This is a genomic window from Blastococcus sp. SYSU DS0619, assembly GCF_054051035.1.
The window spans coordinates 12,251-29,354 of sequence record NZ_JBJHAM010000009.1 but is presented as its reverse complement, the minus strand read 5'-3'; the positions used below and the strand labels follow the sequence as shown (position 1 = coordinate 29,354).

15 protein-coding genes are annotated in these 17,104 nt (G+C 75.7%); 1 reads left to right on the top strand and 14 read right to left on the bottom strand.

The genetic code is table 11. The features are described 5' to 3' along the window. Positions 1-6: 6 nt before the first annotated feature. The 6 genes from scpB to ald all read right to left on the bottom strand — a co-directional run bounded on the left by scpB (position 7) and on the right by ald (position 5,539). Complete coding sequence (gene scpB, locus ACI79T_RS12195; protein ID WP_456610329.1) at positions 7-888, bottom strand: SMC-Scp complex subunit ScpB; 882 nt, start codon at positions 886-888, stop codon at positions 7-9. Next, positions 885-1,727, bottom strand: a complete 843-nt coding sequence (locus tag ACI79T_RS12190) for a segregation and condensation protein A (protein WP_456610328.1) — start codon at positions 1,725-1,727, stop codon at positions 885-887. Before ACI79T_RS12190 ends, scpB begins: the two co-directional genes overlap by 4 nt. Before the next feature lie 26 nt (positions 1,728-1,753). Beyond that, complete coding sequence (locus ACI79T_RS12185) at positions 1,754-2,266, bottom strand: hypothetical protein (RefSeq protein WP_456610327.1); 513 nt, start codon at positions 2,264-2,266, stop codon at positions 1,754-1,756. Between the two features lie 76 nt (positions 2,267-2,342). Continuing rightward, positions 2,343-3,248, bottom strand: a complete 906-nt coding sequence (locus ACI79T_RS12180) for a ParA family protein (protein WP_456610326.1) — start codon at positions 3,246-3,248, stop codon at positions 2,343-2,345. A gap of 210 nt (positions 3,249-3,458) precedes the next feature. Continuing rightward, a complete protein-coding gene (locus ACI79T_RS12175; RefSeq protein ID WP_456610325.1) occupies positions 3,459-4,385 on the bottom strand; it encodes a site-specific tyrosine recombinase XerD in 927 nt (308 codons plus the stop codon). 38 nt (positions 4,386-4,423) lie between these two features. Further along, positions 4,424-5,539, bottom strand: a complete 1,116-nt coding sequence (ald, locus tag ACI79T_RS12170; RefSeq protein WP_456610324.1) for an alanine dehydrogenase — start codon at positions 5,537-5,539, stop codon at positions 4,424-4,426. 240 nt (positions 5,540-5,779) lie between these two features. Between ald and ACI79T_RS12165 the strand changes: the two genes are divergently transcribed. Beyond that, complete coding sequence (locus ACI79T_RS12165) at positions 5,780-6,406, top strand: hypothetical protein (RefSeq protein WP_456610323.1); 627 nt, start codon at positions 5,780-5,782, stop codon at positions 6,404-6,406. 19 nt (positions 6,407-6,425) lie between these two features. On the opposite strand, the gene ACI79T_RS12160 is transcribed toward ACI79T_RS12165, so the two are convergent. From ACI79T_RS12160 to steA, 8 genes are read right to left on the bottom strand one after another with little or no spacing between them, the layout of a single operon-like run. After that, on the bottom strand, positions 6,426-7,028 hold the full coding sequence (locus tag ACI79T_RS12160) for an NUDIX domain-containing protein (protein WP_456610322.1): 603 nt from the start codon (positions 7,026-7,028) through the stop codon (positions 6,426-6,428). Beyond that, on the bottom strand, positions 7,028-8,752 hold the full coding sequence (locus tag ACI79T_RS12155; RefSeq protein WP_456610321.1) for a CTP synthase: 1,725 nt from the start codon (positions 8,750-8,752) through the stop codon (positions 7,028-7,030). The genes ACI79T_RS12160 and ACI79T_RS12155 overlap by 1 nt, the downstream gene beginning before the upstream one ends. Beyond that, positions 8,727-11,141 carry a hypothetical protein gene (locus ACI79T_RS12150; protein ID WP_456610320.1) on the bottom strand — a complete coding sequence of 805 codons (2,415 nt, stop codon included), beginning with the start codon at positions 11,139-11,141 and terminating at the stop codon, positions 8,727-8,729. Before ACI79T_RS12150 ends, ACI79T_RS12155 begins: the two co-directional genes overlap by 26 nt. Beyond that, positions 11,138-12,283 carry a glycosyltransferase family 4 protein gene (locus ACI79T_RS12145; protein WP_456610319.1) on the bottom strand — a complete coding sequence of 382 codons (1,146 nt, stop codon included), beginning with the start codon at positions 12,281-12,283 and terminating at the stop codon, positions 11,138-11,140. The genes ACI79T_RS12150 and ACI79T_RS12145 overlap by 4 nt, the downstream gene beginning before the upstream one ends. After that, complete coding sequence (gene murJ, locus ACI79T_RS12140) at positions 12,276-13,901, bottom strand: murein biosynthesis integral membrane protein MurJ (protein ID WP_456610318.1); 1,626 nt, start codon at positions 13,899-13,901, stop codon at positions 12,276-12,278. The genes ACI79T_RS12145 and murJ overlap by 8 nt, the downstream gene beginning before the upstream one ends. Beyond that, on the bottom strand, positions 13,898-14,737 hold the full coding sequence (locus ACI79T_RS12135; protein ID WP_456610317.1) for a hypothetical protein: 840 nt from the start codon (positions 14,735-14,737) through the stop codon (positions 13,898-13,900). Before ACI79T_RS12135 ends, murJ begins: the two co-directional genes overlap by 4 nt. Then, positions 14,734-15,681, bottom strand: coding sequence for a copper transporter (locus tag ACI79T_RS12130; protein ID WP_456610316.1), 948 nt, complete (start codon positions 15,679-15,681; stop codon positions 14,734-14,736). Before ACI79T_RS12130 ends, ACI79T_RS12135 begins: the two co-directional genes overlap by 4 nt. After that, positions 15,678-16,865 carry a putative cytokinetic ring protein SteA gene (steA, locus tag ACI79T_RS12125; RefSeq protein WP_456610315.1) on the bottom strand — a complete coding sequence of 396 codons (1,188 nt, stop codon included), beginning with the start codon at positions 16,863-16,865 and terminating at the stop codon, positions 15,678-15,680. The genes ACI79T_RS12130 and steA overlap by 4 nt, the downstream gene beginning before the upstream one ends. Positions 16,866-17,104 lie beyond the last annotated feature (239 nt).

Genomic DNA, 17,104 nt, shown 5'->3' with positions numbered 1-17,104 from the left:
CGACGATCAGACGTCGGGGTGCTCGTCGAGCACCGTGGCGGTCTCCGGCAGCAGCGGCGCGAGCTCGGGCAGCTGGTCGAGGCCGCTGAGGCCCAGCCGCTCGAGGAACAGCGGCGTCGTCGCGTAGAGACCGCCGCCGCTGTCGGGGTCGCTGCCGACCTCGTGCACGAGACCGCGGGTGAGCAGCGTGCGCATCACGCCGTCCACCCCGACACCCCGGATGGCCGACACCCGGGCGCGGGTCACCGGCTGCCGGTAGGCGATGACCGCGAGGGTCTCCAGGGCCGCCTGGGTGAGCCGGCTGCGCTGGCCGTCGACCAGGTGCCGCTCGACGACGGCGGCGTGCTCCTCGCGGGTGTAGAGCCGCCACCCCTCCCCCACCCGGCGCAGCACGATCCCGGCCGAGCGCGCGTCGTAGCCCGCTGCCAGCTCCGCCAGCCCCGCGCGCACCTGGTCGGCCGGGCAGCGCAGCGCGGCCGCGAGGGTGTCGGTGTCCACCGGGTCGTCCATCACGAACAGCAGCGCCTCCAGCCCACCGAGCAGCTCGACCGGGTCCAGCAGCTCCAGCGGCTCCGGCTCGGGCTCCGGCTCCGGCTCCGGCGCGGGCAAGGCTGCCGGCTCCGGGAGCCGGCCCGGCTCGTCGTCGGCCGGGACGGCGGGGACCGGCTGCTCCCCCACCGGGCGCTCGGCGACCCGGGCCGCCAGCTCCGCGGCCACGGCGTCCCAGGCGGTGGGGTCGTCGTCGCCGCGCCGGGCCGCCTCCTCGCGGGTGGCGGCCAGCTCGGCGGCGAGCGCCTCCCACGAGATGGGGGCACGGTCCTGCTCGGCGCGGTCCTGCTCGGGGCGGTCCTGCTCGGGGCGGTCCTGCTCGGGGCGGTCGTCGGTCACCCGTACTCCTCGTCGGCATCGGGGGCCGGCGCACCGGCCGGGTCGGGGACGGTGTCGCCGGTCCACCGCACGTGCAGGTCGCCCAGCGGCGTCAGCTGCTCGAACACGACGCGCTGCTGCCGGTACAGCTCGAGCAGCGCCAGGAACCGGGCCACCACCTCCAGCGTGTGCCCGCAGTCGGCCGTGAGCGCGCGGAAGCTCGCGGTGCCCGAGCGGACCAGGTGGTTGCGGACCAGCAGCAGCTGCTCCGAGACGCTGACCGGCGGCGCGTGCAGGTGGGAGACGCTCACCGTCTCGGGCACCTTGGGCGCCAGCGCCCGGGCGGCGAGCGCGGCGAACTGCTGGGGGGTCAGCTCCAGCGAGACCTCGGGCACCAGCTCGGCGAACCGCGGCTCGAGCCCGGCCTGCCGCGGGAACCGCCGGGCCGCTGCGGCCTCGCGCTCGCGCAGGAACGCCGCCGCCTGCTTGTAGGCCTTGTACTGCAGCAGCCGGGCGAAGAGCAGGTCGCGCGCCTCGAGCAGCTCCAGGTCCTCCTCGTCGTCGACCTCGGCGGCCGGCAGCAGCCGGGCGGCCTTGAGGTCGAGCAGCGTGGACGCGACCACCAGGAACTCGCTGGCCTGGTCGAGGTCGAGCTCGTCGCCCAGCGCCCGCAGGTGGGCGATGAACTCGTCGGTGACCGTCGACAGCGCGATCTCGGTGACGTCGAGCTTGTGCTTGCCGATCAGCTGCAGCAGCAGGTCGAACGGACCTTCGAAGTTGGTGAGCTTGACGGTGAAACGAGCCGGAGCGGCTCCGGCGGCCTCGTCGGCCGGCGGAACCGCTCCGGTGCTCTCGCTCACGGACGCCGAGGGTAGGCGTCCGGCCCTCACCTGCCCTGGAGGCGGCGGACCAGGACGGCGTCCTCGCCGCGCTCGCCGAGGTCGGCCAGCAGCACCGAGATCGCCTCGCGGACGATCCGCCCGCGGTCGGCGGCCAGCCCGTGGTGGGCGCGCAGCGTCAGCCGCGCGGACTCGAGGGCCAGCAGCTCGTCGGCGGAGATGTAGACGGTGATCTTCTCGTCGTGCTTGGTCCGCTCCGCGCGGCCGCGGGCCGGCCGACCACGGGTGGCGACCTTCGGCTGCAGGACCGGGGCCGGGGCCGGCTCGGCGGCCGCGCCGCGGAAGGCGGCGAGGTCGTCGGCCGGCTGCGCCCCGCCCGGGACGAGGGTCAGCGACGCGGCTGCCTCCGCGGCGGACTCGCCGCCGCGGCGGGCGCTGCGCAGCGCCGGGGAGCTGGCCGGCGTCGGCAGGCTGGGCAGCTCGGTGACCTCCGCGGCGGACGCGGTGTCGGTGCGGCGGAACAGCTCCGAGGCACCCGGGAGAACGGGCCGGCGCGTCATGCCGACACCTCTTCGCCGTCGCTCGTCGGCAGCATGACCTGAGTCGCTGCACCCATGTGTGATCCCGCACGCTCGATCACAGTGCGAGCACCTCCTTGGCGAGGTCGCGGTACGCCGCGGCGCCCGTCGACGTGGGGGCCCACGTGGTGATCGGCTGCCCGGCGACCGTGGTCTCCGGGAACCGCACGGTGCGCTGGATGACGGTCTGGAAGACGGTGTCGCCGAACGCCTCGACGACGCGGCTGAACACCTCCCGGCAGTGCACGGTCCGGGAGTCGTACATGGTGGCGAGGATGCCGTTGATCTCCAGCGACGGGTTGAGCCGCTCCTTGACCTTGTCGATCGTGTCGACCAGCAGGGCCACGCCGCGCAGCGAGAAGAACTCGCACTCCAACGGGATCACGACGCCCTGGGCGGCGGTGAGGGCGTTGACCGTCAGCAGGCCGAGCGAGGGCTGGCAGTCGATGAGGATGTAGTCGTACTCGTCGACGACGTCGGCGAGCACCCGGAGCAGGGTCTGCTCGCGGGCGACCTCGCTGACCAGCTGCACCTCCGCGGCGGACAGGTCGATGTTGCTGGGCACGAGGTCCAGGCCCGGGATGTCGGTGGCCACCCGCACGTCGCGCAGGCTGGTCCGCCGCTCCATGAGGACGTTGTAGATCGTCCGGTCCATGTTCTGCGCCGGGACGCCCAGCCCCACCGACAGCGCACCCTGGGGGTCGAGGTCGATGAGCAGCACCTTGCGCCCGAACTCGACCAGCGCGGCGCCCAGGTTGATGGTGGACGTCGTCTTGCCGACGCCGCCCTTCTGGTTGCACATCGCGATGACGCGGGCCGGGCCGTGCTCGGTCAGCGGCTTGGGGTCCGGCAGCCGGCGCTGACGCGCTCGTGCCGGGTCCAGCCGCAGCGCGGCCGCCCCCATCTCGGGGTCGGTGTCGTGCGGGCGCGCGACGGCAGAGGCCGCGTCCGCTCGGATCGCCATGGGTAGTCGCCTCCAGCTCATGCCCGGCCCGGACGTTCCGGGGTGCGGTCAGCCGTCTGTCCGCTCGGGTAGGAGAGACGCTAGGGAGGAGGGCAGACCTTCCCAAGGCGGCACGCCGTCGACGTGTCGACATGGCGACGAATGCCAACCAGTGTGACTACTCAAGCCGAATCGTCCGCAACTTTCGCCGAACGATCCGCCGTCGGTCTGTCAGTTCAGGGCGCGTGGGTGACTCGTCGCGTACACCTCGCGGAGCCGGTCCACGGTCACCAGCGTGTACACCTGCGTGGTCGTCACCGAGGCGTGGCCGAGCAGTTCCTGGACGACGCGGACGTCGGCGCCGCCGTCCAGCAGGTGGGTCGCGAAGCAGTGCCGCAGGGTGTGTGGGGAGATCGCCGTCGGGTCCAGCCCGCCCGCTCCCGCGGCCCGCTCCGCCGCCGTCCGGAGGATGGACCAGGCGCTCTGCCGGGACAGCGGGCCGCCCCGCACGTTGAGGAACAACGCGCCCCCGCGGACACCGGCCGTGCCGTTGGCCGCCAGGGCCGGGCGGGCCCGCACCAGGTACTCCTCGACCGCGCGCAGCGCGTAGCTGCCGACCGGCACCACTCGCTCCTTGCCGCCCTTGCCCGCCAGCCGGACGGTGCTCTGCCCGCGGTCGAGGTCGTCGACGGCGAGGCCCACCGCCTCCGAGATGCGCGCACCGGTCCCGTACAGCACCTCGAGCAGCGCCCGGTCGCGCAGCCCGCGGGGGCCCTCCAGCGCGCCGGCCGCCTCGATCAGGGCGATCACGGACTCCACCGGGATGGCCTTCGGCAGGCGCCGGGCCGGCGTGGGCGGACGCACCTCGTGCGCGACGTCGTCGGGCACCAGCCCGTCCAGCAGGGCGAACTTGTGCAGCCCGCGCACGGCCACGACGGCGCGGGCGGCCGACGTCGCCGACAGCGGCGGGTGGTCGTCGTCGCCCCGGCGCAACGCGGCGAGGAAGCCCGCGACGTCTGACTCGGCGACCTCCCGCAGGCCGCCGACACCCGCGGCCCCGAGGTACTCGGTGTAGCGCCGCAGGTCCCGCCGGTAGGAGGCGATGGTGTTGGCCGCCAGGCCCCGCTCGACGGTCAGGTGGTCGAGGTAGCCGGTCACGACCCGCTCGACGGCGGGGCCGGCGGACAGCGCGCTCGTCAGTGGAGCACCTCCTGGAGCGGCACGGCGGTCATGCCGTGGGCCTCGGCCACCTCGGGCAGCACGACCTGGCCGGCGACCACGTTCACCCCGTGCGCGAGCGCGGGGTCGCGCCGGACGGCGGCCGAGGTTCCCTCGTTGGCCAGTGCCATCACGTAGGGCAGCGTGACGTTGGTCAGCGCGTGCGTCGAGGTGTTGGGTACCGCACCCGGCATGTTGGCGACGCAGTAGAAGACCGAGTCGTGCACGCGGAACGTCGGCTCGTCGTGGGTGGTGGGCCGGGAGTCCTCGAAGCAGCCCCCCTGGTCGACGGCGATGTCGACCAGCACCGAGCCGGGCTTCATCCGGGCGACCAGCTCGTTGCTCACCAGGGTGGGGGCCTTGGCGCCGGGCACGAGCACCGCGCCGATCACGAGGTCGGCGTCCAGCACGGCGCGTTCCACCTCGTAGGCGTTGGAGGCGACGGTCTGCAGGTGGCCCTGGTAGATCCGGTCGGCGGCGCGCAGCTTGTCGATGTCCCGGTCCATGACGACGACCTCGGACTGCATGCCGAGCGCGATGGCCGCGGCGTTCATGCCGGAGACGCCGGCGCCGATGACGACCACCTTGGCGGCGTACACCCCGGAGACCCCACCGAGGAGGACCCCCCGGCCCCCGTGCGCCCGCTCCAGGCAGTGTGCGCCGACCTGTGGCGCCATGCGGCCCGCGACCTCCGACATGGGGGCGAGCAGCGGCAGGGCGCCGTCCGCGGTCTGCACCGTCTCGTAGGCGATCGCGGTGGTGCCGGAGGCGACGAGCGCCTCGGTGCACTCCTGCGACGCGGCCAGGTGCAGGTAGGTGAACAGCGTCTGGCCCGAGCGCAGCCGGCCGTACTCCTCGGCCACCGGCTCCTTGACCTTGAGCAGCAGGTCGGCGTCGGCCCACACGTCGTCGGCGGAGGCGACGATCCGCGCCCCCGCGGCGGTGAAGTCGGCGTCCGGGATCGAGGAGCCCTCGCCCGCTGCCTGCTCCACCAGCACCTCGTGCCCGGCCCGCGTCAGCTCCGTCACCCCGGCCGGGGTGAGCGCCACCCGGTACTCCCGGTTCTTGACCTCTCGGGGAACCCCGACCCGCATCGACTCACTCCTGGTCCCGACGGGCCGCTCCCGAGCGTGACGGGGCACCCCACCGCGTCGTGGGCCGCCCGGTCGGGGCGGGCCTCGCCGGAGTGTAGGCACGCCGGCCGTCCCCGTCCCGGGCCGAGCGCCGATTCGTGACCGTTCCGCGTTCCCCCCGCGCAGCGGCCGTCGCGCTGCCGGGCACGCGGCGCTGGCCCACGATGACGGGGCCGCCCACCCCTTCCCGGAGGACCGTCCATGCGCTGCTACGCCGAGCACCCCGCCCTCCGGGCCCGTCAGCTCGCCGCTGACCTGGGCATCCTGGCGTGGACGGTGCTGTGGGTGCTCGTGGCACGGGCCGCGCACGGCGCGGTCCTGCTGCTGGCCGAGCCCGGGCGCGCGGTCGAGGGCCTCGGCCGGTCGGTCTCGGGATCCATGGCGTCGGCCGCCTCCGCGGCCGGGGGCGTGCCGGTCGTCGGGGACGAGCTCGCCACCCCGTTCGCGGCGCTCGGCGACGCCGGCGGGTCCGTGCGCGGGGCCGGGCAGTCGGCTCAGGACGCCGTGGACACGCTGGGCGCGATCCTGGCCGTCGTGCTCGTGCTGCTGCCGGTCGGCTGGCTGCTGCTGCGCTGGCTGCCGTGGCGGCTGCGGTACGCCCGGGAGGCGGGGGCCGCCGCCCGGCTGCGAACCTCCGGCGCCGACCTCGACGTGCTGGCGCTGCGGGCCGCCGCGACCGCGCCGCTCGCGCAGCTGGCGGCGCTGCCCCCGGGGACCGGCGCGGCGTGGCGGTCCGGCGACCCCACGGCGGTGCGGGCGCTGGCGCGCCTGGAGCTGGACCGCCTCGGACTCCGCCCCGCGGCGGGCAGCACCTCCGACCCGCGCTGACGACGTGGCGCCGGGCCGCTCAGGTCGCGTCGACGTCGCGGAGTCGTGGGGCCGCCACCCGCGCCTGCGCAGCGGCGAGCAGCCCCACGACGGCGGCGGCGTTCCGGATCCCGCCGTCGAACACCCGCTGGACGGCGTCGGCGAGCGGCACCCGCTCGACGGTCATGTCCAGCTCCTCGTGCTCGACGGTGAACCCCTCGGGCCGGTCGACGTCGCCGAGCCCCTCGGCCAGGTAGATCAGCACCATCTCGTCGCAGAACCCGGGGCTGCTGTAGTGCGTCGTCAGCAGCGACCACCGCTGGGCGGCGAGGCGGGCCTCCTCGGCCAGCTCCCGCTTGGCGGTCTCCAGCGGCGGCTCGCCGTCGGCGTCCCGGAGGCCGGCGGGGAGCTCCCACAGGTAGTCCCCGACCGGGTGCCGGTACTGGCGGAGCAGCACCACGTGCCCCTCGTCGTCGACGGCCACGACCGCGACGGCCCCGGGGTGGTGGACCACCTCGCGGACGCTGTCCCCGCCGCCGGGCATGGCCACGGTGTCCTTGCGCAGCTGGATGACCCGGCCCTCGTACACCGGCTCGGAGGCCAGGACCCGGTACTCGTGGGCGTCGGGCTCCTCCTGGCCCATCAGATGCCGACCTTCTCTGCCTCGTCGGCCGGCACCGGCAGGCGGGCGGCCTCCTGGAAGTCCACCGCCGCCTGCACGAACGCCGCGAACAGCGGGTGCGGGCGGGTCGGCCGGCTCTTCAGCTCGGGGTGTGCCTGGGTGCCGACGAAGAACGGGTGCACCTCGCGCGGCAGCTCGGCGAACTCGACCAGCAGGCCGTCGGGCGAGGTGCCGGAGAAGACCAGCCCGGCCTCGCCGAGCCGGTCCCGGTAGGCGTTGGCGACCTCGTAGCGGTGCCGGTGCCGCTCGGTGATCTCGGTGGCGCCGTACGCGGCGGCGACCACCGAGCCCTTCTGCAGGTGGGCCGGGTAGCTGCCCAGCCGCATGGTGCCACCCATGTCACCGCGGCCGGCGACCACGTCGAGCTGGGTCGCCATCGTGGAGATGACCGCGTCGGGGGTCTCCGGGTCGAACTCGGTGGAGTTCGCGCCCTCGATCCCGGCCAGGTTGCGCGCGGTCTCGATGACCATGCACTGCAGCCCCAGGCACAGGCCCAGGGTGGGCACGCCGTTGACCCGCGCGTGCCGGATGGCGCCCAGCTTGCCCTCGATGCCGCGGACGCCGAAGCCGCCGGGGATGCAGACGCCGTCGACGCCGGCCAGCGCCTTCTCCGCGCCCTCCGGGGTCTCGCAGTCGTCCGACGGCACCCAGCGGATCTGCACCCGGCTGCGGTGGGCGAAGCCGCCCGCCCGCAGCGCCTCGGTGACCGAGAGGTAGGCGTCGGGCAGGTCGATGTACTTGCCGACCAGCGCGATCGTGACGGTCCGCTTCGGCGCGTGCACCCGGTCCAGCAGGTCGCCCCACACCGTCCAGTCGACGTCCCGGAACGGCAGGCCGAGCCGGCGGACGACGTAGGCGTCGAGCCCCTCGCGGTGCAGCACCTTCGGGATGTCGTAGATCGACGGCGCGTCGGGGCAGGAGATGACCCCTTCGGCGTCGGTGTCGCACATCAGGCTGATCTTGCGCTTGAGCCCCTCGTTGATCTCCCGGTCCGACCGGCAGACCAGGGCGTCGGGCTGGATGCCGATGCTGCGCAGCGCGGCGACGGAGTGCTGCGTCGGCTTGGTCTTCAGCTCACCGGACGGGGCGATGAAGGGGATCAGCGAGATGTGCAGGAAGAAGCAGTTGTCCCGGCCGATCTCGTGGCGGACCTGGCGGGCGGCCTCGAGGAAGGGCAGCGACTCGATGTCGCCGACCGTGCCGCCGATCTCGGTGATCACCACGTCCACGCGCTCGGCGCTGTCGGCGCCGGCGAGGATCCGGGCCTTGATCTCGTTGGTGATGTGCGGGATCACCTGCACGGTGTCGCCGAGGTACTCGCCGCGCCGCTCCTTGGCGATCACGTCGGAGTACACCTGACCGGTGGTGACGTTCGCGCTGCCGCTGAGGTCGGTGTCGAGGAACCGCTCGTAGTGGCCGATGTCCAGGTCGGTCTCGGCGCCGTCCTCGGTGACGAACACCTCGCCGTGCTGGAACGGGTTCATCGTCCCGGGGTCCACGTTGAGGTAGGGGTCCAGCTTCTGCATCGTGACGCGGAGGCCACGGCTGGCCAGGAGGGCGCCCAGCGAGCTGGCCGTCAACCCCTTGCCGAGAGAGGACACGACACCGCCGGTGACGAAGACGAACTTCGTCGGCTGGGTGTTGTGCAGAAGCCCGAGATCACGTGTTCCAGACGGTCGACCCACGGGAGACGACCGTAACACGACCAGCATCCTCCGCCCGCCCGGAGTGGGGCGCGCCACCCGGCGTCTCCCCCCTCGCGGGGTGCCCGGCGTCCGGGGCGACCACGAGCCACACGAGCAGCGGGACCAGCAGCGCCGCGGCGGTCGCCGGGAGTGCCACGCCGGAGTCGTTCACCGCCGCACCGATGGTCAGGCTCAGGGCGACGGCCAGCAGCGCGGCCCGCAGCACGGCGGTGTCGGCCGGCGTCAGACCGCCCGGCCCGGCCACCGCGGTACCGCCGGCGCTGCGCAGCGGGCCGCCGGGCCGCAGCAGCCAGACCGCGGCGACCAGGGCGACCGGCAGCATCCAGGCCAGCGGGCTGCCGAGCAGGATGCCGATGTTCGCCGCGGCCTTCCGGGTCACCACCGTCCACGCCTCGCCGCTGAGCACCTGCTCGACGAAGCGGCCGAGGTGGGTGCGCTCGCCGGCCGGGCGCAGCCAGTCCAGCACCGCGACCGTCCCCACGGCGAGGACGGCGGCGGCGAGGATGGCGATCAGCCGGACGACCGTCACGCGCACGCGGGTCAGCAGCATCGCCAGCAGCAGGAACCCGGGCAGGGCCGCCAGCACCCCGCCGAAGTCCCGGCCGAGCGGTGGTGCCCCGATCAGGACGACGGCGAGCAGCCCGGCGCCGACGACCACCGCCGCGGTGCGGGTCCGGCGCCGCTCCGGGGCGGCCCGCCGGCCCACCGCCGTGGCGAGGGCCGCGGTCACCGTCAGCGCGCTCACCGACAGCAGCCCGAAGGTCAGGTTGCCGTAGCCGGTGAACCGCCCGGCGACGACCGCGTCGTAGCCCAGTGGCCCGTTGAGCTCGAGCGGGGAGCCGGTGAGCACGTCGGCGACCAGGGTGGCGAGGGTGACGGCCAGGACCACCAGCGGCGGCCCCAGCGGGCGCCGCCGCCAGGGCCCCAGGGCCGCGACGGCCGCCACGACCAGGTCGGCGACGACGACGGCGGCCACGAGCGCGGCCAGCGGCGCGCCGGCGCGCTCCCACGGCGCGAGCCCCGCCAGGTAGGTGGCCACGGGCAGCGCGGCCGCCGCCAGGCAGAACAGCCGCAGGGCCCGCCGGGCCCCGGGCCAGGTGCCGGGCGGCCGGCGCCGCCGGCCGGTGGTGACCAGGAGGATGCCCAGCCCGACGACGGCCGCGCCGACCAGCACGAAGGTCCAGAAGAACCCACCGGTGTTGCGGTGGTGGGTGATCGCCGCGGTGTTGACCCGCTCCAGCTCGTCGACCGCCTCGGCGAGGGCCGGCCGCTCCCCCGTGCTGCGCCACGGCTGCCCGTTCATCGACGGCGGCGACGGGAGGCCCAGGGCCCGCAGGGCGGTCGGGGCCACGTCGATCAGCTGCACGAACGGCGCCCGCCCGGTGCTCGCCGACGTCAGCCAGCCCGCCTCGAACCCCGGACCGGTGGCGATCCCGACGTGCAGCTGGGGACGGCCGTCGTTGACCTCGGAGATGCCGGCGAGCAGCAGCAGGGTGTCCCCCGGCATCTCGTCGACCGCGGCCCGTACCCGCCCCAGCGCCTCGTCGATGCGGCCCAACGCGGCGGCCCGGGGCTCGGGCCGGGTGCCGTCGTCCGTGGGCTCGGCGCCCGGCACACCGGCGTCGGTCAGCTGGTCCAGGGAGATCAGGCCCAGCGGGCAGGACCCGAGCAGCTCGGCCAGCTCGCCCGGCTCCCCGGGCAGGGCGGGCGCGGTGCTCAGCCGCACCCCCGGCACCGCGGCGGCCAGGGCGGGGGCCCGGCCGACGACCGCGGCGCAGCCGACCGCCTCCCCCAGGGCGCCGGGCTCGGCGCCGAAGCGGACGGTGCCCTCGTCCTCGGCGATCCGGGCGACGGTGGCCTGCGGATCGCCGAGGGCCACCCCCGCCACCCGCTCCTGCAGGCCGCAGTGGGTCAGCGAGGTGTCCAGCCGCGGCTCCTCGGCCGCAGCCGGCTCCGCGCCGTCGCCCGGGTCCTCCCCCGCCGCCGGGTCGCCGCCGGTCTCCCCGGTGTCGCCGGGAGCGGGCACCGGTACCGGCGGGAGGCCGTCGTCGGTGCCCGGGAACCGCGCCCGGTTGCCGGCCCCGAGCGTCGCCCAGCCGTCGAGCAGGCAGCTGGTCGAGCGGGCGGCACGCACGGACGTCGCCCCGATGGCCGACTCATCGGCCAGGGCCCACAGCCGCGGGGTGGTCCCCGGGTCGAGGTCGGCCCAGGTGAGCCCGGGCACGCCCACCACCACCACGCGGTCGGCGGCGTAGGGCTCCTCCTCCACCACCGCGCCCGCCCCGGCCGGCAGACCCACCAGGAGGACCGCGACCAGCGTCAGGAGGGCGGCGGCCCGGCGCACCGTCCGCACGGCCCGGCCGCTCATGCGCGGGGCCGGGCCGGCGTCCCCAGCAGCTCGCGGTAGATCCCGACCAGCTGCGCGGCCGTGCCCTCCTCGTCGGGCCAGCCGGCCGCCTGCCGGAGCCCGGCCTCACCGAGCTCGGCGGCGTGCGCGCTGTCGCCGAGCACCCGCACGACCGCCTCGGCCAGCGCCGCGGCATCGCCGACCGGGACCAGCTCGGCGGCGTCGCCGAGCAGCTCCGGCAGCCCGCCGGTGCGGGTGGCCACCAACGGCACCCCGGCGCGGAGGGCCTCCTGGGCGGTGAGCGACCGGGCCTCCCAGCGCGAGGGCAGCACGCACAGGTCGGCGGCGGCGAGCAGGTCGGCGACGTCGTCGCGCCGGCCCAGCAGGGTCACCGGCAGGGACTCGGTCCGGATGCGACCGGCCAGCTCGTCGTGCAGCGGGCCGTCCCCGGCGACGACCACCAGCGGCGCCGGGCGCAGGCGCTGGTCGGTCGACCAGCGGGCCACCGCGTCCAGGAGGACGTCGTAGCCCTTCTGCGGGTGCAGCCGGCCGATCGCCACGACGAGTGCCCGGTCGTCGACGAGCCCCAGCTCGGCGCGGACCTCGCCGGCGACGCGGGTGGCCGGGGGCAGCGGCGGGGCGGACACCGGCGCCAGGCGCACGTCCCGCGCGCCCAGCCGGCGGGCGTTCTCCGCCAGGTCCGCCGAGGCGGCGAGCACGACGTCGGCGGCGCGGACGGTGGCGCGTTCCGCCTGCTCCAGCACCCGCCGGCGCAGCCCGCCGCCGTCCGGGAGGGCGTTGTGGAGGGTGAGGACGAGCCGGGTCGAGGGAGCGCCCAGCCGGCGCGCGGTCGCGGCCACGAGACCGGCCCGCAGCCCGTGCGCGTGCACGAGGTCGCGGCCGGCCAGCGCGCGCCGCAGCGCCTGCACCGCCCGGGCGTCGGCGGCGGGCGCGAGCCCGGCCGAGATCTCGACGGGGATGAAGCCGGCGCCCCGCCCGGAGAAGCCGAACAGCTCGTCGGTGGCCGCGGGCCCGCAGACCTCGACGGTGGCGCCGGCGGCGACCAGCGTCGGCAGCACCGAGCGCACGTGGGTGCCGACCCCGCCGGTGCTGGTGGCCAGCACCTCGGTGATCCGGCGGTCCCGCAGGGCCGGCTCAGCCACTGCGTACCTCCTGCTCGCCCGTCGACCGCAACTCCCGGAACGCCCCCACCAGCTGCGCGCGGGCCGTCCCCATCATGACGGCCAGCGCCACGACGAGCACGGTGCCCCCGGCCAGCATCCCGGCCCCGAGCGTGGCGAGCAGCCCTCCGTCGGGCACCGGGTCCGCGCCGAGCGTGCGGGCGACCCACAGCCCGGCCGCACCGCCCAGCGTGCCGGCCAGCAGCGCCACCGGGCCGGTGCGCGCCAGGCCGTCCAGCGCCGGCGGGCCCGCCACCCGGGCGACCACCAGCAGCAGTCCGGCGCCGGCGACGGTGACGCCCAGCGTGTGCCCCAGGCCCAGGGCCAGCGCCCGGTCCTCGGCGGGCAGCGCCCGGGCGAGGACGACGTCGGCGGCGACGGCGAGCAGCCACCCCCCCAGCACGCACGCGGTCGGGGCCTTCCACAGCCCACGGGCGTAGAGGGCACGGGTCAGGAGCGCCACGAGCCCGTAGCCGAGCAGCCCCGGGGCGAACGCCATGACGGTGTCCCGCAGCGCGGCGACGTCGCGGTCGCCCTGGGCGGCGAGGAAGACCCGCGCCACCGGGCCGGCGGTCGCGACCAGCACCGCGGCGGCGGCGGCGGAGGCGGCGACCGTCAGCACGGCGACCGGGGCCAGCGCGCGGCGGTACGCGGCCTCGTCGCCGCGCTCGGCGCGCTCGGCCAGCCCGGGGTAGGCCGACGTCGCCAGGGGGACGGCGAGGGCCGCCCAGGGCAGCAGGAAGACCGTGAGACCGGCGGCGTACACGACGAGCGTGCCGTTGGGGGCGCCCTCGTTGGCCAGCCGGATCGCGACGGCGGCCAGCAGCTGCTGCCCGGCGAGGGTCAGCACGCCGGCGACGGCCAGCCGGCGAACTCGGGGCGCCGCGCCCACCGGGAACCGGAGGGCGGGCCGCAGGCCGAGCCGCAGACCCCGCAGCGGGACCAGCAGGCTCAGCGCCAGGGCGGCGACGCCGAGGGTCGTCCCGACGCCCAGCACGAGCTCGGCCGGCGTGGACAGCCCGGTGGCGTCCCCGCCGCCACCCATGGCGGCGAAGACCAGGTACGTGGTCGCCACCACCACGCTGGACAGCAGCGGTGCGAGCGCCGGACCGGCGAACCGCCGGTGGGCCTGCAGCACCCCGGTGAGCACGATGCCGATCCCGTAGAGCACCACCTGCGGCGCGAAGACCAGCAGGAACCGGCTCGCCAGCTCCACCTCGGCGTCGTCGCCACCACCGAGCAGCAGCCGGGCGATCGGCTCGGCGAGCACCGCGAGCGCGACCGCCATCGGGATCAGCAGCAGCAGCGTCCAGCCGAGCAGCGCCGACGCCGTGCGCCGGACCTGCTCGCGGTCCCCGGCGGCGATGCCGCCGGCGAGCATCGGCACGACCAGACTGGCCAGCGCACCGCCGGCGACGACCTCGAAGACGATGTTGGGGACGTTGTTGGCCGCCAGGTAGGCGTCACCGGTGCTGCCGGGCCCCACGGTGTTGGTGAAGACCAGCGTGCGGCCGAAGCCGGCCAGCCGCGCCAGGACGGTGAGCGCCGCGATCAGGGCAGCCGCCCCGGCCACCCCGCGCGCGACCTGCCGGGCGCTCACGGGCCCAGGCGACCGAGGCGGTCCAGCTCGCGGAGCACGGGGGTGGCCTCGATGACGCGGGTGAAGCTGATCCGCTCGCTGGCCAGGGTGAGCCCGGTGATCGCGGCGAGAGCTCCGGCACGGGCGCCGCGCGAGGAGGCCCCGGCCAGCCGCAGGCCGAGGAGGGCCCCCAGTGCGTTCGCGCCGCAGTCGCCCAGCATGACCTGCTCGCCGAGGTCGGCGGGCAGCACCGCGAGGGTCGCCCCCAGCGGACCGGCGACCAGGTTCCCGGCCGGCCCGCCCAGACCGGCGGCCGCGGCGATCGCCCCGGCCTTGGCCGCGCGCCCGGGTCGCAGGTCCAGCAGGTTGAGCAGGTTGGCGGTGCCGGCGACCAGCCCGGTGGTGAGCACGCCGTCGACCAGCGCACCGGTCCCGCGGCCGGAGCCGCGGGTCAGGAGGGCCGCGACGGCTGCGGCGGCACCGATGCCGGCCACCTTGACCGCACCGGCGGAGACCCGGCCCTCCCGCAGCGCCCGCAGGTGTCCGGCCAGCCCCTTGTCCCGGGCCTGCTCCGGCCGGGCCCCGGCGAGGTCGTCGTAGCCGCCCACCAGGCCGGACACGGTGCCGACGACCGCGGCGGCCGCCCGGGTGCCGGGCGGGGCACCCAGCACCGCGCCCGCCGTGGCCGACAGCGCCAGCGCCGGGCCGCCCAGCAGGCTCACCGGCCGGCCGGCGAAGTTGGTGCGCCGCCACGGCGCGCCGGCCGGGCGGGCCGTCAGCGCGGCGGCTGCGGCGAGGGCGGCACGCGCCGCCCCCGCCCCGGTCAGCGCGAGCAGTGCCGGGCGCCGGCCGCTCACTGCGCGGCGGCGGGCACCGGCGGCACCGGCTGGGTGTCCTCGCCGGTCCCGTACCTGCCCGACGTGCCCTGCGACTCCTGGCCCAGGGCGAGGACGGTGCTGATCCGGCCGACGACGGTGCCGACGTTGTCGACCGTGGAGACGGCGGCCGCGAGCGCCGGGTCGGCGCGGACCGTGCCGATCAGCCCGTTCGGGCGGGCCGACGGCGTGTCGCCGGCCACCACGGCGCCCTGCCCGCGGGCGTCCAGGGCGGTCGCCAGCTCGGTGAGTGCGGCGTTGCGGCGCTCGGCGTCGTCGCCGGTGAACCCGCTGCCGGTGAGCAGCACCGCATGGTCGGCGGGGACGACGGAGGCCCCCTCGGGGTTCAGCACGCCCAGCGAGGTGAGGCCGGCGAGGACCGAGGAGACCGCGGTGGTGTCGGGCACCGGCCCGCCCGGCGGGACCATCAGGGTCTGCGCCAGCAGGGAGGCCACCAGGGCGTCGGCGTCACCGTCCGGGGGCAGCTGCATGCCCGCGGGCAGGCCCGATCCGGTGACGTAGCTCTGCAGCGCCGTCGCGGTGGCCGGGTCGCTGTACTCGGGCTCCAGCCGGACCACGCCGCTGACCGAGCCGCCGGCCTGGCCGATCAGGGCGGTGACCGCCTCCACCGTCTCGGCGGTGACGCTCTCGTTGGTCGGGATGAGCAGCACGGAGCGGTCGGTGAGGCTGCCCTGCACGAGCGGCTCGGCCACGGCGTCCGCGAACTCCGAGGAGGTGTCCAGCTGGGCCTGCAGCTCCTGGGTGCGGTCCTCGAGGGCCCGCTTGTCCTGCTCGAGATCGGCGACCTGGTTCTCGATGTCGGCCAGGATCGGCTCGTTGAGCGCGGTCGTGCCGATGACGATGCCCAGCGCGACCGCCAGGAAGACCGCGATCAGCGAGACCAGGTGGTAACGGAAGTCGATCACGAGAAGAGGTTCTCCAGCCAGAACATGAAGCTGTTCCATTGGTCGAGCAGCAGATCCAGGTAGACCCGGCCGGCCGCGGAGAGGGCCAGCGCCGACCCGATCGCGAACAGAGCGGCGAGCACGAGGATCACGAGCGCGGTGGTCGAGATGCGGCTGCGGTAGAGCCGGCTGACGCCCTTGGCGTCGACGAGCTTGCCGCCCAGCCGCAGGCGGGTGAGGAAGGTCGAGGCCATGCCCCCGCGGCCCTTGTCCAGGAACTCGACCAGGGTGGCGTGGGTGCCGACGGCGACGATGAGCGTGGCGCCCTTCTCGTCGGCCAGCAGCATCGCGATGTCCTCGCTGGTGGCGGCGGCCGGGAAGGTGATGGCGTCGACCCCGAGGTCCTGCACACGGGCCAGGCCCGGGGCGCGACCGTCGGCGTAGGCGTGCACGACCACCTCCGCGCCGGAGCGCAGCACGTCGTCGCTGACGGAGTCCATGTCGCCGATGATCATGTCGGGCGAGTAGCCGGCCTCGACCAGCGCGTCCGCGCCGCCGTCGACGCCGATGAGGACCGGGCGGTAGTCGCGGATGTAGGAGCGGAGGGCGTGCAGGTCCTCCTTGTAGTCGTAGCCGCGGACGACCACGAGCACGTGCCGGCCCTCGATGGACGTGGTGACGTCGGGGACGCCGACACCGTCGAGCAGCAGCGCGCGCTCGCGCTTCATGTACTCCATGGTGTTGGCGGCGAACGCCTCCAGCTGCACCGACAGGCCGGCCTTCGCCTCGGCCATCGCGGCGGCCACGGTCTCGGTGTCGTGCGCGGCGCCCTCGGCCACGACGGTGCCGTCCTCGATGAGGAGCCGGTCCCCGTCGAGGCGGACGGTCGCACCTTCCTTGAGCTTGGCGAAGACGTCCTTGCCGACGTCGTCGAGCAGCGGGATGCCGGCGTTGATGAGGATCTCGGGCCCGAGGTTGGGGTACCGGCCGGAGATGCTGGGCGCGGCGTTGACCACCGCGGCCACCTTGCAGCCGACGAGCGCATCCGCGCTCACCCGGTCGATGTCGACGTGGTCGATGACGGCGATGTCGCCGGGGCGCAGTCGTTTCGTCAGGTTCTTGGTGCGGCGGTCCAGACGGACGGGGCCGGTGACGCCGGGCTCCGTCTCCTGTGCCCGGCCGCGGCGAACGGTGCCGATGCGCATGACTCCGCATGCTGCCACGCGGAGTTACCCGGCCGTTCATCCGACGCGCCTCGGCGACGTTCCGGTCACGCAGCGTGTACGACACCGGGTCCGGCCGACACGCCGGTCGCGCTCCTCGTGTCGCCTGAGCGGGACCGTTACCGAGTTGTGACTAGCGTTGCGGCTGTGACTGGAGTGGCGGGTGCCCTGACCACCGCAATGCCCCTTCCGCAGACCGACGAGGACGCTCCGGCGCCCGT